Here is a 21,562-nt window from a genome sequence, read left to right on the forward strand (position 1 = left end):
AAGCGCTTCATGGGGATGCATCAGATGGAGCTTTCATTGGTTCTGCGCAACAGTCTACTTTATCTGCGCTTGATTCTGATTATGATGCAAGCGGCACATTTGCAACAGTATTTACTGAAACGGGCATTTCGGTTTCTACTCAAGTAGGAGCACAGCAAGTGTTAGCTGGTATGGATGCACTCATTGCAGTAGTTGATAAGAAACGTGCGGAGCTTGGTGCGGTACAAAACCGTTTCCAATCAACAATTCGTAACCAATCAAATATTGCTGAAAACTTAAGTGCAGCGAAATCACGTATTCAAGATACTGACTTTGCACAAGAAACGGCTAACCTAACTAAAATGCAAATTTTACAACAAGCTAGCCAATCAATCTTAAGTCAAGCAAACCAACGCCCTCAAGTAGCACTTTCACTACTAGGCTAATTTTGTTTTATAGGCTACTTCAGCGCAAGGAAATTTGCTCTGAAGTGGCTTATACTTAACAAGTAAGATATGAAGAGGTGTTACTATGATAGATCTTAATTCAACGCAAAGGTCTAATGATAACCTTGCTGCTAGCGGCAACTCTGCAACTTTAAAAGCTGAAATAGACACTACTAAAGCAAATAAAGGCACAGAACTTGCTGGTAGAGAAGCTGTAGATATTGAGCAGATTTCTAATAAGAATGAGCAAAAAGATAAAGAAGAGTTGATCGCTGAAGTTAAACATAACCTTGAGAAGTTAAATAATTACATCCCTGTGACTTCAACAAATTTAATTTTTGAATTTGATGAAAAGGGGGAACCACCCATTATCAAAGTTCTTGATAAAGAAAATGATGAAGTGATTCGAGAGATTCCAACAGAAGAATTTCGTGAAGTAGCTAAAGCTTTAGAAGAGTTTGCCGATAAATTAAGCAGTAAAGGTTTGTTTTTTGATCGTACTGCTTAAAAAATTAGCGGTGTTTACATTTTAGGAGTATTACCATGCCATTAATTACATCCGCTGGAGTCGGCTCTGGCCTTGATTTAGAAAGCATAATCAGTGCGACCTTGTCTGCTGAGAATACACCTAAAATTAATGCTTTTGCTAAAAAAGAAGAGTCATTAAAAGTTGAACTTTCCTCTCTAGGTGAAGTGAAATCAGCAATGTCAAAACTGCAAGATACTATTGAAAAGCTAGCAGATATTGACAAATTTAACAAACGCATCGCCAACATAAAACAACCAAAAAGTGATGATGGCGACCTGATTTCTGTTTCAACTACATCCGAAATTAGCACTGGTAACTTTAATATTGAAGTTGTTGAGGTAGCTCAGGGCAGTCGTGCTATGTCTAATGACGGTTTGTTTACTTCAACTGATGATGTTGTTTCAGCTTCTGGTGGTACACTTTCATTTACTGCTGGAGACAAAAGCTTTGATTTGAACTTGGATGCGGGCGCAACACTTGCTGAATTGCGTGATGCTATAAATGATTCAGATGATAATTTTGGAGTAACGGCCAATATTATCAACACAGGTAGTGAGTCTAAGTTAGTGTTAACATCATCGGTTAGCGGTACGGGTAATGACCTAGTTATAACGAATGATAATGCAGAACTGGATAATGTTTCGACTGTTGCAAATACAGGTGGCGCAGGTGGAATAAATATTGCAGCAGAAGATCAAGCTACTGATGCTGTAATTAAAGTTGACGGTATAGAGATAACAAATGATACCAACACTTTTAAAGATGCAGTACAGGATATGACTATCATAGCAAAACGCCAAAGTGTTGACGGTGAGACGGCTAAGCTATCTGTTGAATATGACAGAGAGAGTGTTACAAAATTAGTTGATGAATTTATAGCAAATTATAATAACTTAATTGGTCAAATTGGTCTTCAAACTAGAGTTGGAAACCCGTTAAATAGCGATTCAACCATTCGTTCATTTGATTCACAGCTAGTAAGTACTTTGTCTACAGAGTTGACAGATGCAGGTCCTTTTTCGAGTATTTTTGATATCGGGCTAGGCGTAAATAAAGAAGGCTATCTAGAAAAATCTAGTTTGGTCCGAAGCTTGAGTGAAGCAATGGATGAAAACTTTGATGACATAGGCGCAGCGTTTGCTGGTGAAAATGGTATTGCAAAGAAACTTGAAGGATTGTTAGAAAACTATCTTGATACCGATGGTATTATGAAACAACGCGAAGAAAGCCTCAACGGTCAACTTGATGAACTGGATGATGATGTTGCTAACCATCAATATCGTATGGAATCTCTCGAAGCAAGGCTTCGTCAGCAGTATGCTGGTTTAGATGTATTGATAGCTCAAATGCAATCAACTCAGTCTTATTTGAGTGCTCAGTTGTCAAGTTTACCAGGCTTTACTAAGTCATCTTAAACTGAGTTTCTTGTAATTTAAAAATTGTAAGTGGGTGATATATGTATAACGCCAAAGTAAAAAATTATCAGAAAGAAGCGCTTAAAACACGAGTTGCGGGCGCTGACCGTTATGAGATTATTCAAATGTTGATGTCAGGAGCTGTTGAAAAAATGGTTCATGCAAAAGTTGCAATTGATAATAAGCATTTAGAAGCTAAAAGCGAGCATATTTCTAAAGCTTCAGCTATTTTGGAAGCTTTGAGAGGGTGTTTGGATTTTGAGGTTGGAGGAGAGGTTACTGAGAACCTATACGCACTCTACTCATATATGATTGATCGTTTAGTTGATGCTACGATTGCAAATGACTCAGAAATTGTTGACGAAGTTATTAACTTATTGAAAGAAATTAAGTCTGCTTGGGATGCGATCCCAGTGGAAATTAGAAATCAAACTCTTTCTGAAAACAGTGCACATGCAAGCTAAATTAGATGATCTAAAGTTAGCATTATTGGAACTAGACGAACAGCTCAATGAGCAAAGTTTTGAAGACCTTGCGGAAAAGTTGAATGCTATTCAGCTTTCTTTTGAGCAGATTTTCACACATCCTGAGCTCTTATCCCCTGAACAGTTTCCTGCTCTAAGAGATATTGAAACAAGATACAGTCAGCTTTACTCACATTTAGTTTCTTTACAATTAGAAACGAAAAAAGAATTGGTTGGATTGGTAAAAAATAAGAAAAAAATAGGTTTTTACAGTCAAAGTAAATAGGTTTGTTATGACATCTGCTGATAATATCAATGAACAATTAAGTGAGCTTAAATCAAGGTTAAATGAGGCAAAAAACCATGAAGAAAGAGAGCGTAAATTTGCCCAAGAAGCAAATGTTCGTTTTGAAAATAACTTAACGGTTTTTAAGAAGTATTATCCGGATATATATAGCGTAATAAGTGACATTAAGTTGCGTCAAGACTTCTGCATTCACGTAACTACTTCTGGTCATGCAAATATTTACCCGAACGGTAAAGACATTCCTCTATATGGGGATAACCCCTTGCAACAAGCTATTGATCAAGTAGATCATTATACCAAAAATGCAAACTTTAGTCGTACCAACTATTTTGAAAACAATGGATGGGAAAGTAGTGATTCAAGGTTGCATGTTCAATACATGCTTAAGCTAGCAAAGAAATTAGGAACTCTTAAAAGCTCAAATAATAAACGTCTTGATCAATTACCAAATAACTTTCCGAGTTGCTTAATTTTTGGTGTTGGCTTGGGTTATCACATACCTGAACTTTTGACGAAACACTCTTTTGATTATCTTTTTATTTGTGAGCCTGATTTAGAACTCTTCTATGCAAGCTTATTTTGTATTGATTGGAAAAAAATAGTTGAAGATATTGATAAGCGTGGCGGATGTTTGTTTCTACACATTGGCGTTAGCTATGAAGATTTTTTTAATGAGATTTTTAAAATAGCTGAAGACATCGGCGCCTTTTCAATAATAAATAGTTTTTGTTATCAACATTATCCATCGGATGATATTACGCAGTTAATAAAAACATTTTTTGATAATTATTATCAGCTTCATCAAGGATTTGGTTTTTATAATGACGCAATTACAGGCTTAGCCCATACATTTAGAAATGTAGAAAATAAAGCTGCGCTAATGTTTGCAAGTAAATATGCTGCTGATCTTCTTAAAGATATACCTGTATTTGTCGTTGGTAATGGCCCGTCTCTTGATGAATCAATAGAAATAATTAGAGCTTATCAAGATCAAGCTATTATTATTGCAGGTGGTACGGCATTTCAAAGTTTACAAAAAGCAAATATACAAAGCGATTTTCATGTTTTAGTTGAAAGACCAAAAATTACCTATGATATTCAGAAAAAAATCGCCCCAGAGTCTGGGTATCATAATGTTAATTTACTTACAGTAGATGTTATGTATCCTGATGTATTAGGTTTATATAAGTGGTCAGGTGTTGCATTAAAAGGTCCTGAAGCTGGCTCTACTTTCCTATCTATGTATACCCAACGAATGTTTGGTCGTTCAGTGAATGCTTTGCCTGGAGGAGGCCCGTTAGTCTCAAATACAGCACTAGCATATGCGGTAACTATGGGATTCAAAGATATTTATTTATTTGGTGTAGATAATGGCTACCCTTTGTCTGGAGAAACACATTCTAAACTGAGTATTTATAATGACACTGAGTTAAAAAAATCATTTAAGCCTCTACAAGGTGCTAATATTCGTCTTGAAGGCAACTTTGGAAAAGATGTTATGGCTGCACCATTACTTGCTGTATCAAAAACAACCTTTGAACGGCTGCTTTCAACGGCACCACAATGTAATGTTTATAATGTTGGAAATGGAGCAAAAATACGTGGTACAGTTCCACTTCACGAGGAAGATATTTTCCTAAATAACCAGCCAATTGATAAACAATCTACGATTGAGCTAATTAAATCTCAGCATTTTAAAAATATTGAATTTGATGATGCCGAAGAATTTATTGGTTTTGAAGAGTTTCAAGAGCTGTGTGACTACTTAATTGATATAGGTAAGCGTGAGTTTTGTTCAAGAGAAGAGGCCCATGATATTCTAAAAGCACAACAACGGCTAGTATATGCTTATAGAAAATCTGCCCACCCTCATTTTTTCCACCTCATTAAAGGCACATTACTTTATTTTCATTGCCCGTTAATTACGCAGCTTTACTACTTCGAAGATACAAAGAATACATTAGATAAATTTAAAGAATTATTAGAGCTTTGGTTAGAGTTTTTAGGTGCTATTAAGGCCGATTTCCCAGTAAATTGGAAAACTAAATGCACTTGGAGTAAGCCTACTTATGAAAACTAGGAACCATTTAAGTTGTTTTTTAAACTTAGATATTAACTATGTATGTAAAATCACAAAGTACTTCTAGCTAAAAGGATTTTTTATGTCTGAAATCGAAGGCTTTATTAATAAAGTTAATAGTAACTTTAGGATTTATCAAAATTATATTAACTCATCGAAAAACCGCAGTCCGATATTTTTTTATCATGTACCAAAATCAGGTGGATTGTCATTTGTTAATACTCTAGGAATAGCAATGAAGAGCGAAGGGCTAAGCTATTCTAGGGCTGATACTCAATCTCATGTCGAAGCGTTGGTAAACTTAAATAATGTGACATTAATCTCGAGTCATTTGAATTATGGAATACATAATCAACTTAATGCAAATTCGCATCGGTTGATAACTTTTCTAAGAGAGCCATTCTATAGAGTTCGTTCTGCATACACTTATCAAAATATGAGACAACAAACAGCGGTAAGTGTTGATGGCTTTATCGAGTTTTACAACAAGCCTGAAAATCAAAATCTTGCTTGCAAACAACTTTGCCCCAGAGATTACTCTAGAGGTTGTAGCAAAACCGTATTTAAAAATTTGAATGACAATTTTTATCTATATTGCACGAGTGATCAAATAGACCAAATGATCACCTATTTCATTAGCGAACTTAATTTAAGTAACGTTCTTACTGAAAGGTTAAATGAAACACTTCCTTTATATAAGATTGATGCAACAGAGCATAAAGCAGAGGTTGAACGGTTAAATGCTGACGATGTTGAGTTGTATAATCTCGTCAAAAATAACCCAAGACTTCCTCAATTAGATCATAAAGGTAATGAAGAAATTGCCATGAAAACAATTGTTCTTTATGAAGTTGAAAAAGAGCTTCGTTCATTAACTAAAGGAACTGAGGTTAATACGACTGCTTTATTTTCTGTGCTAATGAATAGGCTGCAAAATGGTAAAGAAACTTCTTTACCAGAACTAACTGGGGATTAAGCTTATTCTTAAGTAATAAATCTTTTTATGTTTAAACTTGCCTAGCATATTTTTGTAATCACGTTTTAGCTTTCAAACCTCTTGGAAGTATAATTGTTTGATAACTATATTTATGACACAAGTTACTGGGTGTTGATATGAAAAAGGACATTAGTGTGGAATTATTATCCATATTGAATCGTGAAAAGCATTTATTTGAGAGTGACTTAAAAACGTTTGAAGAGCAGCTCACAGGTCTCGTAACTAATTCGCGCTTTTTAGTGCTTGGTGGGGCCGGTACAATAGGGCAGGCAGTTACTAAAGAAATTTTCAAAAGGCAACCTCGCAAACTACATGTCGTTGATCTCAGTGAAAACAATCTTGTTGAATTAGTCCGAGATTTGCGTTCTTCCTTTGGTTATATCAAAGGCGATTTTCAAACTTTTACTCTTGATATCGGTAGCGTTGAGTATGACTCATTCTTTCATTCCGATGGACAATATGACTATGTCTTAAACCTTTCCGCGTTAAAACATGTACGCAACGAAAAGGACCCTTTTACTCTGATGAGAATGGTACGAACGAATATTCTCAACACAGAAAAAACGCTCCAACAGTGTATTAGTAAGAAGGTAAAAAAATACTTTTGCGTATCAACAGATAAAGCTGCTAACCCAGCTAATATGATGGGAGCCTCCAAAAAGATAATGGAGATGTTTTTATCTCGAGCCAGTAAAGATATTGATGTGTCAATGGCTCGTTTTGCAAATGTAGCGTTTAGTGATGGTTCATTGTTACATTCTTTTAAACAACGCATAGAAAAGCGGCAGCCGATCGTAGCTCCTAATGATATAAAACGTTACTTCGTTACACCTGAAGAGTCTGGATTGATATGTTTGTTTTCTTGTTTACTTGGAGAAAATGAAGATATTTTCTTTCCTAAGCTAAATGATGAATTACACCTTCTAACATTTTCTACCATTGCATGTCGTTATTTAAGAGCTCGAGGCTTTGAGCCTTATTTATGTAGCGATGAAGATGAAGCTAGGAGTTTAGTTGTTTCATTGCCAGATAAACGTATATGGCCGTGTTTATTCACAAAAAGTGATACTACAGGTGAAAAGGACTTCGAAGAATTTTTCACAGAACAAGAAGTGTTAGAAATGAACCGATTTAATGGTCTCGGCATTGTAAAAAAATCTCTTGATTATGAAAGTAAATTGCTTAACGAGTTTAGTCGCGGGATAGAAACGCTTCTCAATCAGCAGCATTGGAATAAGGAGCAAATCTTAACTTTGTTCTTTAAGTTGCTTCCTGAGTTTGCTCATCAAGAGACAGGTAGATACCTTGAAAGTAAGATGTAGGTAACAAATGTATACAAAGCGTTTAATAAGCTTCATTCAAGATTACTATCAAAGCAAAGACTTTATACCATTACATGCGCCTACCTTTGTAGGCAATGAAAAAAAGTACGTACTGGATACATTAGATTCTACTTTTGTCTCTAGTGTAGGTTCCTACGTTAATGACTTCGAAGTAAATATTGCAAAGTTCACTCAATCTCGATTCGCTATTGCTACGGTTAATGGAACTGCTGCTCTGCATACTGCGCTATATTTAAGCGGAGTTCAAAGTGGTGAGCTTGTTATCACGCAAGCTTTAACGTTTGTTGCAACTTGTAATGCAATTAGTTATCTGGGTGCAAAACCTGTTTTTGTAGATGTGAATACTGAAACTTTAGGGTTATGCCCTGTTGCGCTTTTAAGTTTCATTGAGGAGCAATGTGAAGTTAGAGAGCAAAAATGCTTTCATAAAAATGGTGAGCGTATTCGTGCAGCTGTGGTTATGCACACATTTGGTCATCCAGCGAAAGTGGATGAGCTAAAAAAGGTATGCCAAGACAACTTTATTGAATTAATAGAAGATGCTGCAGAGAGCTTGGGTACACTATACAAAGGACAGCATACAGGTACATTTTCTTCGCTTTCAGCACTGAGTTTTAATGGCAATAAAGTAATTACGACTGGTGGCGGAGGAATGTTGTTGTGTAGCGATGAAAAAGTTGCGGCACATGCAAAACATATTACAACGACAGCTAAACAGCCCCATGCCTTTGAGTTTTATCATGATGAGCTTGCATTTAACTACCGTATGCCAAATTTAAATGCTGCTTTAGGCTGTGCGCAACTAGAAAAATTACCTGAATTTATTGAAAGTAAACGCGCATTGGCTTCACTTTATCAGTCTGAGCTAGCGAATACACCATTGAAATTTATTGTTGAGCCAGAAAATGCTCGTTCGAATTATTGGTTGAATGCTATTTTATGCCCTTCAAAAGAGCATCGGGATATTTTACTTGCAGAGACTAATAATGCGGGAGTGATGACACGGCCTGTTTGGCAGTTAATGCATACTTTACCTATGTTTAAAGAATCGTTGTGCGGTAACTTGAATAATTCAATATTTCTTGCCGAACGGCTGGTTAATATTCCAAGCTCAGTATTGTTAACTAAGGAGCTTTAATGAGAAAAATAGGTATCGTCACTGGCACTAGAGCTGATTTCGGTTTATTAAGTCGAAGTATTTTATTGTTACAACAACATTCAGATATTGAGACTGTGGTTTTTGCGTGCGGAACACATTTATCTCCTGAATACGGTTTAACGTTAAACGAACTAGAAGATAATGGCATAAAAAATATAGTACCGATTGAAATGCTCCTTTCTTCAACTACTCGAGTCGGCATTGCTAAGTCAACAGGTTTAGCAACGATTAGTTTTGCAGATGCCTTTAACTATCAACAACTTGATTGCTTGCTTATTTTGGGTGACCGATTTGAAATTTTTGCTGCAGCTCAAGCAGCCTTATTCCTCGGTATACCGATTGCGCATATTCATGGCGGAGAAATCACAGAAGGAGCGTTTGATGAAGCTCTTCGGCATAGTATTAGCAAAATGGCGAGTATACATTTCCCTGCAACGGATGCATTTGCAAAAAGGTTAATGCAACTAGGTGAGCAGCCAAGTCAAATATTTGTCACAGGCGCTCCCGGTATTGATAATATCTTAAATGCGAATAATTTTGACAATATAGACTTGAATAGTGTCTTAAAATTTAAAGATCAAAATGCGCCTTTGTTTCTAGTTACATATCACCCTGTAACAAATGGGTTGCCTGGCGAGAATGATATCAACCCGTTACTCAATGTAATTAAAGAGCGTAAAGGTATTAATTTTCTGGTGACTTACCCCAATGCCGATGGTGATGGTGCGAAAATGATAAGCCAATGGCTCGAACTAACAAATATGGATAATGTGAGTATTTGTCCTTCGTTAGGTTTTAAGCGCTATTTAGCCGTCATGAAACAGGCTGCGTGTGTTATGGGTAACTCATCTAGCGGACTCATAGAGGCACCTAGTTTTAAAATACCTATTATTAATATCGGCACAAGACAGCAAGGTAGGCCCAAAAGTTGCAGCGTTATTGATACAATCATGGAAGCAAGCAGTTTGAATCTAGCTGTGAATCAGGCATTAGATAATGACTTTATTTCTTTATGTAAGAAAGCGCTAAATCCGTATGGGGAAGGCAATTCGTCAGAAAAAATAGTCCAGGTTCTATCTGAAACTAAGTTTGATACTCTTATTCCTAAACAGTTCTATAATTTGGATTAAATTAATGTGTAAGACCTTAATAATAGCCGAAGCTGGTGTAAATCATAATGGTGATATTAATATTGCTAAAAAGCTAATTGATGTAGCTTCTGATGCTGGGGCTGATTTTGTAAAGTTTCAGACTTTTAAAGCGTCAAAGCTAGCTTCTGTTCATGCAGAAAAAGCAGAGTATCAAAGCGTAGCAACGGGAATAGATGGTACTCAACTTGAAATGCTAAAAAAGTTAGAGCTTTCACATGAATCTCACGAAGTATTAATTGACTACTGTCATCATAGGAATATAGGTTTTCTCTCAACAGCCTTTGACTTGGAAAGTTTAAAGTTTCTTTGTTCTAAACTCCAATCTGAATATTTAAAAGTGCCCTCAGGAGAAATCACTAATGCTCCATTACTAGTGGCGCATGCTAGAACTGGTAAAAAAATTATACTATCTACTGGTATGGCTAGTTTAGGTGATATTGAGGATGCGTTAGGTGCTCTTGCGTTTGGTTTTATTAATGATGTAGGAAACCCTAAGATAGATATTATCAAAGAATATTATTCTAAAGCTATGATGACTGGTCTCTTAAAAGATAAAGTTATTCTTTTACATTGCACTACAGAATATCCAGCCCCATTTAATGAAATAAATTTAACTGCTATGAATAATTTAGGTTCAATTTTTGGTTTGCCTTTCGGGTACTCTGATCATAGTGAGGGTATTGTTGTTCCTATAGCTGCTGCCGCGAAGGAAGCTGTCGTTATAGAAAAACATTTCACACTAGACAAGAATATGGAAGGGCCTGATCATAAAGCTTCATTAGATCCAATTGAATTGAAGCAAATGATTAATGCAATAAGGCATGTTGAGCTTTCTTTAGGGGTTGGCCAAAAGTTTGCTGTAAATTCAGAAATAAAAAATAAAAATATAGCTCGTAAAAGCTTAGTAGCTTCAAAGGCTATTAATAAGGGCGATATTTTCACAGAAAATAATCTAACAGCAAAACGGCCAGGCTATGGTAAAAGCCCGATGCTCTATTGGGATTATATAGGAACTATAGCAACTAAAAGTTACTCTGAGGATGAAATCATATGATTAAAATTGGTTATTTTGCCGACGGGCCTTGGTCACATAAAGCAATTGAGTATATATCCAATTCAAATCTATTTAAGATAGTATTCATTGTCCCTAGGTACGATAGAAAAGATCCTGTGCTCGCTCAGTGGGCTAATAAGTTAGATGTTCCTTTTTTAGTTTGCAAAAATGTAAATGACGCTTCATTTCTTGAGGAGATTTCGAAGTATGAGGCGGATATTTTTATTTCAATGTCCTTTAATCAAATATTGAAGAAAAGCATTCTCTTATTGCCTCCAATGGGTTTTTTAAACTGTCATGCTGGAGCACTACCTTTTTATAGAGGTCGAAACCCTTTAAATTGGGTGTTAATAAATGGTGAAAAAAGTTTTGGTATTACAGCTCACTTTATTGACGAAGGTATTGATACAGGTCCTATTTTACATCAGGAGCATTTTAGTATTCGTGATGATGATAACTACGGAACACTACTTGAATTAGCGGTTATAAAATGTGCTGAAGTCCTGCTAAAGGGTTTAAATAAAATTGCTGATGGAAATTACAAATTAGTAGAGCAAGGTGAAATTCATCCAGTAGGCACTTATTTTTCTCAAAGAAAGCAAGGGGATGAATTAGTGAGCTTTTTCTGGGATGCCACTCGTTTTCATAACTTTGTTAGAGCTTTATCGGCTCCAAGCCCTGAAGCACGATTTAGAATAGGTGCTAAAGAGTTTTCAATTGTTAGGACAGAATTAATTCCGGGAGCTCCTAATTATATTTCCACTGAGGGTGAGGTTGTTGGGCGGAATCATAATGGTATTATCGTAAAAGTTGCAGATAAAACACTATTAATAAATTTAATCAGAGATTTAAACTCGATCGAACATGCCTCTTTCACACCACAGTTTCCTATTGGAACAAGGTTAGAGGGAAGAAAATGATTACTAAAGATTTAGATGAATTTTGTGTAAAGCCAAATGAAAAGCTTAAAGACGTTTTAAAAATTATGAATACCCAAGCCATAAGAACTGTTTTAGTAACAGATCTTGAGAGGAGGCTTAAAGGAATCATCACTGATGGTGATGTGCGACGTGGCTTACTTGAAAATCTTGGTCTGGATGCTGAAGTTCGCTTGGTTATGACACCTAATCCAATAACAGCCAAAGAAGGATCTTCAAGGTCTGAGCTCGCTGATATTATGGAAAAAAGAGGGATCTTGTCAATACCTGTCGTGAATAAAGAACATAAAGTCATCGGTTTGGAGACTCTACAAAGTATCATCAAGAAGCCTAAATTTGATAATCCTGTTTTTTTAATGGCGGGAGGTTTTGGCACAAGATTAAGACCTCTAACCAATAACTGTCCAAAACCTATGTTAGAAATAGGTAATAAGCCGATTCTTGAAACTGTTTTACTGAGCTTTGTTAAGGCTGGCTTTAGTAACTTTTATATTTCAACTCATTATATGCCAGAGCTTATTTTAGAGCACTTTGGAAATGGTAGTAAGTGGGGAGTAAATATCGAATACATCCATGAAGATAAGCCACTTGGAACTGGTGGTGCTATAGGTTTGTTACCAGATACTATTCCTCAGGACTTACCTTTGATATTAATGAATGGAGATGTACTAACGAAAGTAGACTTTGCTAGATTACTTGAATTTCATAATGACAATGATGCCGATGCAACAATGTGCGTAAGGGAGTACGAGTATCAGATCCCATATGGAGTAATCAGTGGAGATGGCAACCGGATCACAGAAATGGTTGAAAAACCAATCCAACGATTTTTCGTTAATGCAGGAATTTATGTTTTGTCTCCAAGTGTTGTCAACTCAGTACCTCAAGACCTGAATATAGATATGCCTACGATCCTCGAACAACAAATATCTTTGCAAAAGGATGTTCTTATGTTTCCCATTCATGAGTATTGGTTGGACATAGGCAGAATGGATGACTTTAATAGAGCGCAAGTTGATATACGTAGTTTAGGGATGAATTAATGCAGCGAGTTGCAGTTATCGGTTTAGGTAATATATCTCACCGTCATCGAAGAAACCTTAAGGTTTTGTATCCTGAATCTAAGATTATTGCTGTTTCTGCGCGAGAGGAAGTTATCAAGGAGTTGCCTGAGAATGTTGATTACTTAGCTTCTAGTATTGAGGAAGTATTGTCATTAAAACCGCAACTTGCAGTAGTTGCTTCACCGGCAAACTTACATTTAAATCATGCAAAGAGACTTATTAAAGCTGATGTTCCTTGTTTAATTGAAAAGCCATTGTCTATTAATTATGAAGAGGCTGAAGAGTTTATAAACTTTAAAGCAGGATCTCAGATCCCATGTGCTGTTGGTTATTGTTTGAGATATATGCCCACAGCTTTAAAAATGCGACAACTAATAAAAGATGATGTTTTAGGAGAACTTTATAATATCTCGATTGCAGTAGGGCAGTACTTGCCAGAATGGCGTAAAAATATCGACTATAGAAAAACGGTATCTGCTCAAAAACAATTGGGTGGTGGGGCATTATTAGAATTAAGCCATGAGCTTGATTATGCAAACTGGCTTTTTGGTCCATTAAAGCCTCTTCACTCTGTATTACGTAGTTCCAAAAAGCTTAATTTGGATGTAGAAGATTTAGTAGATGTTGTTTTAAGCACCAAAACGGGTAGCCTCGTTAATATTCATCTTGATTTTTTGCAATGCACTCCGCAAAGGTATTGCACAGTGATTGGAGCGAATGGTCGTATACATTGGGATTTAATTGCAAATACAATAGATATCTCATTAAAACACCGTAATGACGAACTTATTTGCTTTAAGGATTGGCAGGCAAATGATATGTATATAGATATGTTAAAAGATTTTCATAACTGGTGTACTAATAAGCAGCATTCAGCAATTGACTTGGAACAAGGTGCACAGACACTTAAGCTGATTGATAATATAAGAGCGATTTCATAATGACTTGTTATGCTTTTATTTTTGCTAGAGGTGGCTCTAAGGGCTTGCCGAGAAAAAATATTTTACCGCTCGCGGGAAAGCCATTAATAAATTGGTCGATAGGTATAGCAAAATCAGTTCCTGATATCAGCCGTGTATTCGTATCCACGGACGATGAAGAAATTGCTGATGTAGCGAAAGCCGCAGGAGCCGAAATTATTGATAGGCCTAAAGAGCTGGCATCTGACACATCTGCTGAGTGGTTATCTTGGCAGCATGCGGTTAAATGGGTAGAACATAAGTATGGTCCTTTTGAGTATTTTGTTAGTTTACCTGCAACCAGTCCATTAAGAGCAGTTAAGGATGTTGAAGCTACGATAGATAGGCTGAAAGAAACTTCCGCAGATATTTGCATTACAGTCTCCCCTTCAGAAAGAAGCCCTTTTTTTAATATGATTAAATGCAAAGACGAAAGTGATTTTGTCGAGCTTGTGATAAATCATGGCAATATAGTAAGGCGACAAGATGCTCCTGAGGTGTTTGACATAACAACAGTTGCGTATGCAACAACACCTTATTTTATCAAGCATAGTATGGGAGTAATGTCAGGAAATGTTACGAGTGTTTGTGTTCCTAAAGAAAGAGCTGTTGATATAGATACGCAATTAGATTTTGATTTTGCGCAATTCTTGATTGATAAAAGGTAAAAAAGTGAGAAGCATAAAACAGTTACAAGATATGGCAGGATGTTGGGTCTTAATTACTGGCGGAAGTGGTCATGTTGGACAAGTTGCTGCAGATACTTTGCTTGAACTCGGAGCAAAAGTAATTTTATTAGACAGAGATGGTGCCTGTTTAAAGCAATTAATAGAAAGTAAATATAAAAGTTCAGGGAATGTATTTGCTGTTGAATGTGATTTAGCAAATAAATCTGAAATCAGTCTGGCGATGCAGTCAGTGGCCAATATTACAGACAATAAACTTAATGTTCTGATCAACAACGCAGCATTTGTTGGCACAGATAAATTAACTGGATGGTGTGTTCCATTTGAACAACAATCTATTAATACGTTTACCGACTGTTTAGACGTGAACCTTTCTGCTCCATTTTTATTGAGTCAACAAGCTTACGAGTTAATGAAACGTCAAGAATATGGGGCTAAGAGTATTATCAATATTTCCTCTATCTATGGGGTCGTTGGTCCTAAAATGGAATTGTATGATGGTACTGACATGGGTAATCCTGCTGCCTATGCAACTAGCAAAGCAGGGCTAATGCAATTGACACGGTGGATGTCAGCAAATGTAGCACCTGCAGTTAGAGTTAACAATATTGTTTTAGGTGGTATTGAAAGAGGTCAGCCTGAGAGCTTTTTAGAGAAATACAATGCTAATGTTCCAATGGGAAGGATGGCAAAAGAAGAAGATATTAAAGGTGCTATTGCATATCTAAGCTCTGAGCTTTCAAATTATATGACAGGGCAAAGTTTATTTTTAGATGGTGGTTGGACTGCTGTATAAATAGTCTATACTTCAAAATGACTATAATTTTTGGAGTTAGACATGAAAATTGATAACTCAAATTCCTATCTTAACCAAACTCAGCAAACGAGTAATAAGCTTGCTGAGCAACTAGCGTCAGGTAAAAAAGTAAATTCAGCGGCAGATGATGTCGCTGCACTGCAAATTATTGATAGATTAACATCGCAACAAGATGGCTACAGTCAAGCAATTAACAATGCGTACGATGGCATTTCTTACTCGCAAGTAACTGAGTCAAATTTGTCTGGTGTAAATGATGCCGTTTCTCGCATTCGAGAGCTGTCTATTCAAGCGGGTAATGGTGCGCTCACAGATAATGATAGGGCTGCACTTCAAGAAGAAGTGTCGCAATTGCAAACGCAAATTTCAGAAACATTCGAAAATGCGACATTCGGTGGTAAACCTTTATTTGATGGTGAGCAAGTGTCGTTTCAAGTTGGTCCTGATGCCAACACCACACAATCAGTGACGCCATCGGATGGCAGTATTGCTTCTGTGATTGCGGGGATCGATATTTCAACCCAAGCAGGGGCACAAGCTGCCATTGATATTAGTGACCAAGCAGCTGAGGAAATTAACACCCAAAGAGCTGAGCTAGGCGCTTTTCAAAACACCTTAGCGAGTACGATAAAAGGTTTAGGTAACCAGCGAGAGAATCTTGCTGCGAGCCAAAGCCGAATAGAAGATACTGACTATGCAAAAGCTGTGTCTGATCAAGTAGCTAATGATATTTTATCGCAAGCATCGATTGCCTTACGTGGTCAGGCAAATCGTTCAGCCGAATCTATATTAGGTTTACTTTAATTCTTTAGTATTAAATTTTAGTGCTAAGTGACTATTTTTTGGCGTTGATGTCAATAAATTGCCGCTTAGCGCTTGCATCCCTCCTAAACTCGCTTACAATTTAGAAATTAACTAACCTCGTGGTAACTGTGGTTCGCCAATAATGATCTTAATTTTAGACAATAATAATAATCGTGCGATAGGTTTACATGCAGCACTTACCTTCATTGGTGAAACTGCACAATTAGTTGATGAGACTTCATTACAGTCTTTTTGTGAAAAACATCAACAGCAAGAATGCATGGTCATTCTTGGTGCTTTACAGCAGCTAAATCACGAGGCTGTGATCAAACAGTTTCCTGCCATTCCGTTTTTGTTAATTGGTGAAACACTCAAACCGTTACTCAGCATTGCTAATGTCGTTGGTTTAATTTGTGAGCCATTTAACCATGATGTAACTACTCAGCTATTGCATGATTGTCAGCAATATCAGCGCATGCTACCGGGTGACCATAAACAAGCTAAATCCAACAAATCGTTTGATGGTTTAGTCGGTGAAACCGAAGCTGTAAAAGATGTGCGCTTTTTAATTGAGCAAGTAGCAAAAACCGATGCCAATGTGCTGATCTTAGGTGAGTCAGGCACAGGTAAAGAAGTTGTTGCACGTAACGTTCATTTACTCTCTAAACGCAATACAGGGCCATTTGTGCCGGTAAACTGTGGTGCTATTCCTGGTGAATTACTTGAAAGTGAACTATTTGGCCATGAAAAGGGTGCGTTTACGGGCGCTATTTCTGCACGAAAAGGGCGTTTTGAACTAGCACAAGGCGGCACGCTGTTTCTTGATGAAATTGGTGATATGCCTTTGCAAATGCAGGTTAAACTTCTGCGTGTGTTGCAAGAGCGCAGCTATGAGCGAGTAGGGGGTACTAAGCCTATTCAAGCTGATGTACGCATTATTGCTGCAACTCACCGCAATCTTGAAGAGATGATTGAACAGGGCGACTTCCGTGAAGACCTTTTTTATCGCTTAAACGTATTTCCAATTGAAAACCCTTCGCTTAGTGAGCGTGCCGACGACATTCCTCTACTTTTAAAAGAGCTAATGCGTCGTGTGAACGAGCAAAGTGGCACAACGGCCAAATTTACTGAGCGTGCGATTCAAAGCTTAAAAGAGCATGCGTGGCCGGGGAATATTCGTGAGCTTGCTAACTTAGTTGAGCGCATGGTAATCATGTTTCCTGATAAAGTGGTTGATGTGCCAGACCTTCCAGCTAAATATCGTTATATTGAAGTTGAGGCTTATGAGCCTGAGTACCCTGAAGAGTTGATGGAGCGAGATGCTTTCAACGATATTTTCAGTACTGGCTTTAGTGATTATGATGATGAAGAACCTGATGTACCAGCAACAACGGTTGACTCAGGTTTATTACCAGATGAAGGAATTGAGCTCAAAGAGTATCTTGCTGAGCTAGAAATTAGCTTAATCAGCCAAGCATTAGAGCGCTATGATTACGTTGTTGCACGTGCAGCAGAAATTTTAGGTGTTAGGCGCACCACACTGGTCGAAAAAATGAAGAAATACAACCTAACGCGTGACTAATAGTTAAGAGCAGGTTTTAGGCAAAAATTAACTAAGTACTATGGTTATTACGCCTATAGAATGGGCTGTGTCTTTATTTATAGGCGCTAAACTTACGGGCGCGCTCACCGTCTTTCATTCGGGGTCTGCTGTTGTAATAAATCACTAAAAGCTTTTTGCACAAAGAGAAAATAATGAGGAACAAATGAGAAACCAAGCCCTTTCTTTTAATATTTAAAGCGCAATATTCCTTTAACCTATTTGTGAATCAGGCTCTTAATACTTTTACCACCAAGGTAATCGAGGTGCTGCGCGCTACACCTAGTAGCCTAGAGCCTAAAATTTAACATCTTTATTTTTACCTCATAAGCGCAGCGTCTCTTAGCCTCTTTGTGAATAAGTTACTTAATTAGCTTTTTACCACCGGAGGCTGCTTGCAGCACCGAGAAGATAGAAGCCAAGCTTAGCCCATATCACCTAATAACTATCAATAATCTCTTGTTTTCTAAAACAATCATTACTGTGGTCGTTAACCATGCCACAGGCTTGCATATGCGCATACACAGTGGTTGGCCCTAAAAACTTAAAGCCGCGCTTTTTTAAATCTTTGGCGAATGCTGTAGAGGCTTCAGTAATAGCCGGGTAATCCTCTAATTTATCAAGATTGTTTACCAATGGCTTGCCACCAACAAACTGCCATTGGTAATTTGAGAAACTGCCAAACTCTTTTTGAATCTCAATAAAACGCTGTGCGTTATTGATAGTGGCGGCGATTTTAGCGCGATTACGAATAATACCTTCAAACTGCATTAATCGTTCGACGTCGTCTTCGGTCATTTTGGCAACCTCTTCGACAACAAAGTTTCTGAAGGCACTGCGATAGCCATCACGCTTTTTAAGTATGGTATACCAACTCAGTCCCGCTTGTGCTGACTCTAAGGTTATAAACTCAAATAAGCGGTGATCATCATACAATGGCACCCCCCATTCTTGGTCGTGATAGGCCACATAATCTTCTTTACTGGTATCGAGCCACGGGCAACGACAATGGTGTTCTTTTTGCATTATTCCCTCGCGATTGTCATTTTTTTGTCAGTGTTGTTTTGTCTTTAATTTATTGAAATAAAACAAAAATAAATTTGGTACGGATTGTGCATTTAGCTAGGTAGACACGATTTTTTGAGTATCGATTATGGCCTTAGCAAATGTCCTAAAACCACAATTTATCACAGCCAAACAATATAACCCATGCTTACAACAAGAAGAGTATGTGGGTGAATTGAGTGAGCTGCGCCAACAAGCCAGTTGGTTAGGCCACTTGGTTGATACCATGCCTGCGGGTGTGGTGGTTTTAGATGGCCGAGGCATGATCGCAAAAGCCAATCAAATAGCTATTGATATGCTAGGTGAACCCCTTGAAGGTGAAAAGTGGTTTAGCGTTATTCAACGCTCATTTCGACCAAAGCAAGACGATGGACATGAAGTATCACTTAAAGATGGCCGTTTAATTAAGCTTGATATTACTGCGCTTGCTCCAGAGCCAGGACAGTTAATTTTAATGACAGATTTAACTGAAACCAGACGCTTACAAAAGCGAGTTGCACATATGCAGCGCTTAAGTGCGCTTGGCAAAATGGTTGCTTCGCTTGCTCATCAGGTCAGAACACCGTTATCAGCGGCCATGCTGTATGCCGCAAATTTAGGCTCAAAGCGATTGCCAGAAAGCTCTCGTGGCAACTTTCATACAAAGCTAATGTCGCGTTTAAAAGATTTAGAAACCCAAGTGAACGATATGCTGTTATTTGCCAAAAGTGGTGAGCAACAAGTTGTCGAAAGCGTTTCAATGCAACAGTTACTTAATGAAGTAAAAGCCGGTGCTGATGCGATGGTTGCGCAAAATAACAGTGAACTAAGCGTGAACTTGCCTGAGCCAGATATTGAAATTATGGGTAATAAAACTGCTCTGGCGAGTGCTATTCAAAACCTGATCCACAACAGTATTCAAATTATTGGCTCTGAGGCTGTGGTAACCCTGAGTGCCGAACGTGACGAAACTAGCGAAAACTGTGTTCGTATCAGTGTCAGTGATAATGGCCCAGGTGTTGATTTACGTCATGCCAACAAATTATTTGAACCTTTTTACACTACCAAAAGCCAAGGCACGGGGCTTGGACTTGCAGTTGTAAGTTCAGTCGCCAATGCGCACCAAGGACGGGTTGAAGTGACTAATAATGCTCATGGGGGAGCATGTTTTAGTTTGATCTTGCCAATTAGTGCAGAACCTATGTCAGCGGAGGCAAAATGAATACTAACTCTATTTTAGTCGTTGAAGACGACGCAGGCTTACGAGAAGCACTGATCGATACCCTTGAAATGTCGGGTATTGATTGCGTTGCTGCAGATAGCGCTGAACAAGCGATGATCTTGCTTAAGCAAAATAGCTATTCATTGGTTGTTAGTGATGTGCAAATGGGCGCCATGAGCGGCCTTGACCTACTACGTAGCATTAAACTTAATTATCCTGAGCTGCCGGTCTTAATGATGACGGCCTATGCCACTATCGATGATGCTGTAGAAGCAATGCGTTTAGGCGCGATTGATTATATGGCAAAACCGTTTGCACCAGAAGTGCTTCTTAATATGGTGAGTCGTTATTTGCCTGAAAAGGAAAAAGAAACCGATGGCCCAATCGTTGCCGATCCATCAAGTATTAAGCTATTGGAGCTTGCGAGCAAAGTTGCCCGCTCAGATGCCAGTGTCATGGTACTCGGCCCAAGTGGCTCGGGTAAAGAAGTCTTGGCTCGTTTTATCCACGATAAATCAAATCGTAGCGATGCCCCCTTTGTGGCTATTAACTGCGCTGCTATTCCTGAAAACATGCTTGAAGCAACCTTATTCGGTTACGAAAAAGGGGCGTTTACCGGCGCTATTCAAGCCTGTCCGGGTAAATTTGAGCAAGCTCAAGGTGGTACCATCTTACTTGATGAAATCACTGAGATGGATTTAGGCTTGCAAGCTAAATTACTGCGTGTACTTCAAGAGCGCGAAGTAGAGCGCTTAGGCGGTCGTAAAACGATAGAGCTTGATGTTCGCGTACTTGCTACAAGTAACCGAGATTTGAAAGAAGCGGTGAGCGAAAATCTATTTAGAGAAGATTTATATTATCGCTTAAATGTATTCCCGCTAATGTGGAAACCATTAGCCGAGCGTCCTGGTGACATTGTTGTGTTGGCTGAACATTTAATAGAGCGTCATTGCCTGAAAAGTAAAGAACCTATCGCTCAACTAAGTGAGGGGGCGAAACAAAAGCTGCTATCGCATGCTTGGCCAGGTAACGTACGAGAGCTTGATAACGTTATTCAACGGGCGTTGATATTATGCGATGGGAATAGTATTCATCAAGATGATGTCTTTATTGAAGAGTTGCTTACGGTGGATATAAAGCCAGTCGCTACGCCGCCACACAACGCACCGGTATATCAAGAACAGCCTGTTGAAGTTAATTTAGATACCGTGCCACAAGTGAGTGAGCAAGGTAATTACAAAGACGAGCTGAAAGACAAAGAGCATCGTATTATTTTAGAAACCTTAGCGCGCTGTAATGGTAAGCGCAAAGAGGTTGCAGAAACCTTAGGTATTAGTCCGCGCACGTTACGTTATAAACTGGCGCAAATGCGAGACTTGGGTATCGCCTTACCTGTATAAACTCCTTCCAAAAGTTGCTCAAACAAGCTTACATTTTTGTGAGCTTGTTTGCTGTCAAAACTCTGACATGTAAATTAATGGTTCAAGCTGTTGAATTTACTTGA

Annotated in this window: 21 protein-coding genes; 20 read left to right on the top strand and 1 reads right to left on the bottom strand. The window is 38.0% G+C overall.

Annotation, left to right across the window (positions count from 1 at the left end; translation table 11 throughout):
- The 18 genes from IRQ78_RS20640 to IRQ78_RS13955 all read left to right on the top strand — a co-directional run.
- Positions 1-425 (top strand): flagellin (locus IRQ78_RS20640; protein WP_267237911.1); only part of this gene is annotated, 425 nt, incomplete at its 5' end.
- Positions 426-510: 85 nt separating this feature from the next.
- A complete protein-coding gene (locus IRQ78_RS13875; RefSeq protein WP_194442523.1) occupies positions 511-933 on the top strand; it encodes a flagellar protein FlaG in 423 nt (140 codons plus the stop codon).
- Positions 934-968: 35 nt separating this feature from the next.
- Positions 969-2,369, top strand: coding sequence for a flagellar filament capping protein FliD (gene fliD / locus IRQ78_RS13880; protein ID WP_194442524.1), 1,401 nt, complete (start codon positions 969-971; stop codon positions 2,367-2,369).
- Positions 2,370-2,410: 41 nt separating this feature from the next.
- Entirely contained in the window at positions 2,411-2,833 is a 423-nt protein-coding gene (gene fliS, locus IRQ78_RS13885) for a flagellar export chaperone FliS (RefSeq protein ID WP_194442525.1), read from the top strand.
- Entirely contained in the window at positions 2,823-3,119 is a 297-nt protein-coding gene (locus tag IRQ78_RS13890) for a hypothetical protein (protein WP_194442526.1), read from the top strand. The genes fliS and IRQ78_RS13890 overlap by 11 nt, the downstream gene beginning before the upstream one ends.
- Positions 3,120-3,126: 7 nt before the next feature.
- Positions 3,127-5,220 (top strand): motility associated factor glycosyltransferase family protein, encoded by a 2,094-nt coding sequence (locus tag IRQ78_RS13895; protein ID WP_194442527.1) that lies wholly within the window; start codon positions 3,127-3,129, stop codon positions 5,218-5,220.
- 82 nt (positions 5,221-5,302) lie between these two features.
- Positions 5,303-6,196, top strand: coding sequence for a sulfotransferase family 2 domain-containing protein (locus IRQ78_RS13900; RefSeq protein ID WP_194442528.1), 894 nt, complete (start codon positions 5,303-5,305; stop codon positions 6,194-6,196).
- 137 nt (positions 6,197-6,333) lie between these two features.
- Complete coding sequence (locus tag IRQ78_RS13905) at positions 6,334-7,539, top strand: UDP-N-acetylglucosamine 4,6-dehydratase (protein WP_194442529.1); 1,206 nt, start codon at positions 6,334-6,336, stop codon at positions 7,537-7,539.
- A 7-nt stretch (positions 7,540-7,546) separates the two neighbouring features.
- Positions 7,547-8,698: a LegC family aminotransferase gene (locus IRQ78_RS13910; protein ID WP_194442530.1), complete on the top strand. Its 1,152-nt coding sequence runs from the start codon at positions 7,547-7,549 to the stop codon at positions 8,696-8,698.
- The gene (gene neuC / locus IRQ78_RS13915) at positions 8,698-9,849 is read left to right on the top strand and encodes a UDP-N-acetylglucosamine 2-epimerase (protein ID WP_194442531.1); all 1,152 of its coding nucleotides are present in this window, start codon (positions 8,698-8,700) and stop codon (positions 9,847-9,849) included. The genes IRQ78_RS13910 and neuC overlap by 1 nt, the downstream gene beginning before the upstream one ends.
- Before the next feature lie 4 nt (positions 9,850-9,853).
- The gene (neuB, locus tag IRQ78_RS13920) at positions 9,854-10,924 is read left to right on the top strand and encodes an N-acetylneuraminate synthase (protein ID WP_194442532.1); all 1,071 of its coding nucleotides are present in this window, start codon (positions 9,854-9,856) and stop codon (positions 10,922-10,924) included.
- Positions 10,921-11,844: a methionyl-tRNA formyltransferase gene (locus tag IRQ78_RS13925; RefSeq protein WP_228482638.1), complete on the top strand. Its 924-nt coding sequence runs from the start codon at positions 10,921-10,923 to the stop codon at positions 11,842-11,844. Before neuB ends, IRQ78_RS13925 begins: the two co-directional genes overlap by 4 nt.
- On the top strand, positions 11,844-12,905 hold the full coding sequence (locus IRQ78_RS13930; protein WP_407681623.1) for a nucleotidyltransferase family protein: 1,062 nt from the start codon (positions 11,844-11,846) through the stop codon (positions 12,903-12,905). Before IRQ78_RS13925 ends, IRQ78_RS13930 begins: the two co-directional genes overlap by 1 nt.
- Positions 12,905-13,867, top strand: coding sequence for a Gfo/Idh/MocA family protein (locus tag IRQ78_RS13935; RefSeq protein WP_194442534.1), 963 nt, complete (start codon positions 12,905-12,907; stop codon positions 13,865-13,867). The genes IRQ78_RS13930 and IRQ78_RS13935 overlap by 1 nt, the downstream gene beginning before the upstream one ends.
- Positions 13,867-14,553, top strand: a complete 687-nt coding sequence (locus IRQ78_RS13940; RefSeq protein WP_194442535.1) for an acylneuraminate cytidylyltransferase family protein — start codon at positions 13,867-13,869, stop codon at positions 14,551-14,553. The genes IRQ78_RS13935 and IRQ78_RS13940 overlap by 1 nt, the downstream gene beginning before the upstream one ends.
- A 4-nt stretch (positions 14,554-14,557) precedes the next feature.
- Entirely contained in the window at positions 14,558-15,367 is an 810-nt protein-coding gene (locus IRQ78_RS13945; protein ID WP_323741606.1) for an SDR family oxidoreductase, read from the top strand.
- A 42-nt stretch (positions 15,368-15,409) separates the two neighbouring features.
- The gene (locus IRQ78_RS13950; RefSeq protein ID WP_194442536.1) at positions 15,410-16,192 is read left to right on the top strand and encodes a flagellin N-terminal helical domain-containing protein; all 783 of its coding nucleotides are present in this window, start codon (positions 15,410-15,412) and stop codon (positions 16,190-16,192) included.
- 142 nt (positions 16,193-16,334) lie between these two features.
- Positions 16,335-17,774 (top strand): sigma-54 dependent transcriptional regulator, encoded by a 1,440-nt coding sequence (locus tag IRQ78_RS13955; RefSeq protein ID WP_055020699.1) that lies wholly within the window; start codon positions 16,335-16,337, stop codon positions 17,772-17,774.
- Between the two features lie 456 nt (positions 17,775-18,230).
- On the opposite strand, the gene IRQ78_RS13960 is transcribed toward IRQ78_RS13955, so the two are convergent.
- Complete coding sequence (locus tag IRQ78_RS13960) at positions 18,231-18,818, bottom strand: DNA-3-methyladenine glycosylase I (protein WP_194442537.1); 588 nt, start codon at positions 18,816-18,818, stop codon at positions 18,231-18,233.
- A gap of 127 nt (positions 18,819-18,945) precedes the next feature.
- Between IRQ78_RS13960 and IRQ78_RS13965 the strand changes: the two genes are divergently transcribed.
- Positions 18,946-20,058: a sensor histidine kinase gene (locus IRQ78_RS13965; RefSeq protein WP_130166637.1), complete on the top strand. Its 1,113-nt coding sequence runs from the start codon at positions 18,946-18,948 to the stop codon at positions 20,056-20,058.
- Entirely contained in the window at positions 20,055-21,458 is a 1,404-nt protein-coding gene (locus IRQ78_RS13970; protein ID WP_194442538.1) for a sigma-54-dependent transcriptional regulator, read from the top strand. The genes IRQ78_RS13965 and IRQ78_RS13970 overlap by 4 nt, the downstream gene beginning before the upstream one ends.
- Positions 21,459-21,562: the final 104 nt, after the last annotated feature.

It is taken from the genome of Pseudoalteromonas simplex, from assembly GCF_015278155.1.
GTDB classification, from domain to species: Bacteria; Pseudomonadota; Gammaproteobacteria; order Enterobacterales; family Alteromonadaceae; genus Pseudoalteromonas; species Pseudoalteromonas simplex.

What these genes read in the sequence shown, in the direction of transcription:
- IRQ78_RS13875 (WP_194442523.1), top strand. Translation starts at nt 511, where the DNA reads ATGATAGATCTTAATTCAACGCAAAGGTCTAATGATAACCTTGCTGCT.
- fliD (WP_194442524.1), top strand. Translation starts at nt 969, where the DNA reads ATGCCATTAATTACATCCGCTGGAGTCGGCTCTGGCCTTGATTTAGAA.
- fliS (WP_194442525.1), top strand. Translation starts at nt 2,411, where the DNA reads ATGTATAACGCCAAAGTAAAAAATTATCAGAAAGAAGCGCTTAAAACA.
- IRQ78_RS13890 (WP_194442526.1), top strand. Translation starts at nt 2,823, where the DNA reads ATGCAAGCTAAATTAGATGATCTAAAGTTAGCATTATTGGAACTAGAC.
- IRQ78_RS13895 (WP_194442527.1), top strand. Translation starts at nt 3,127, where the DNA reads ATGACATCTGCTGATAATATCAATGAACAATTAAGTGAGCTTAAATCA.
- IRQ78_RS13900 (WP_194442528.1), top strand. Translation starts at nt 5,303, where the DNA reads ATGTCTGAAATCGAAGGCTTTATTAATAAAGTTAATAGTAACTTTAGG.
- IRQ78_RS13905 (WP_194442529.1), top strand. Translation starts at nt 6,334, where the DNA reads ATGAAAAAGGACATTAGTGTGGAATTATTATCCATATTGAATCGTGAA.
- IRQ78_RS13910 (WP_194442530.1), top strand. Translation starts at nt 7,547, where the DNA reads ATGTATACAAAGCGTTTAATAAGCTTCATTCAAGATTACTATCAAAGC.
- neuC (WP_194442531.1), top strand. Translation starts at nt 8,698, where the DNA reads ATGAGAAAAATAGGTATCGTCACTGGCACTAGAGCTGATTTCGGTTTA.
- neuB (WP_194442532.1), top strand. Translation starts at nt 9,854, where the DNA reads ATGTGTAAGACCTTAATAATAGCCGAAGCTGGTGTAAATCATAATGGT.
- IRQ78_RS13925 (WP_228482638.1), top strand. Translation starts at nt 10,921, where the DNA reads ATGATTAAAATTGGTTATTTTGCCGACGGGCCTTGGTCACATAAAGCA.
- IRQ78_RS13935 (WP_194442534.1), top strand. Translation starts at nt 12,905, where the DNA reads ATGCAGCGAGTTGCAGTTATCGGTTTAGGTAATATATCTCACCGTCAT.
- IRQ78_RS13940 (WP_194442535.1), top strand. Translation starts at nt 13,867, where the DNA reads ATGACTTGTTATGCTTTTATTTTTGCTAGAGGTGGCTCTAAGGGCTTG.
- IRQ78_RS13950 (WP_194442536.1), top strand. Translation starts at nt 15,410, where the DNA reads ATGAAAATTGATAACTCAAATTCCTATCTTAACCAAACTCAGCAAACG.
- IRQ78_RS13955 (WP_055020699.1), top strand. Translation starts at nt 16,335, where the DNA reads ATGATCTTAATTTTAGACAATAATAATAATCGTGCGATAGGTTTACAT.
- IRQ78_RS13960 (WP_194442537.1), bottom strand. Translation starts at nt 18,818, where the DNA reads ATGCAAAAAGAACACCATTGTCGTTGCCCGTGGCTCGATACCAGTAAA.
- IRQ78_RS13965 (WP_130166637.1), top strand. Translation starts at nt 18,946, where the DNA reads ATGGCCTTAGCAAATGTCCTAAAACCACAATTTATCACAGCCAAACAA.
- IRQ78_RS13970 (WP_194442538.1), top strand. Translation starts at nt 20,055, where the DNA reads ATGAATACTAACTCTATTTTAGTCGTTGAAGACGACGCAGGCTTACGA.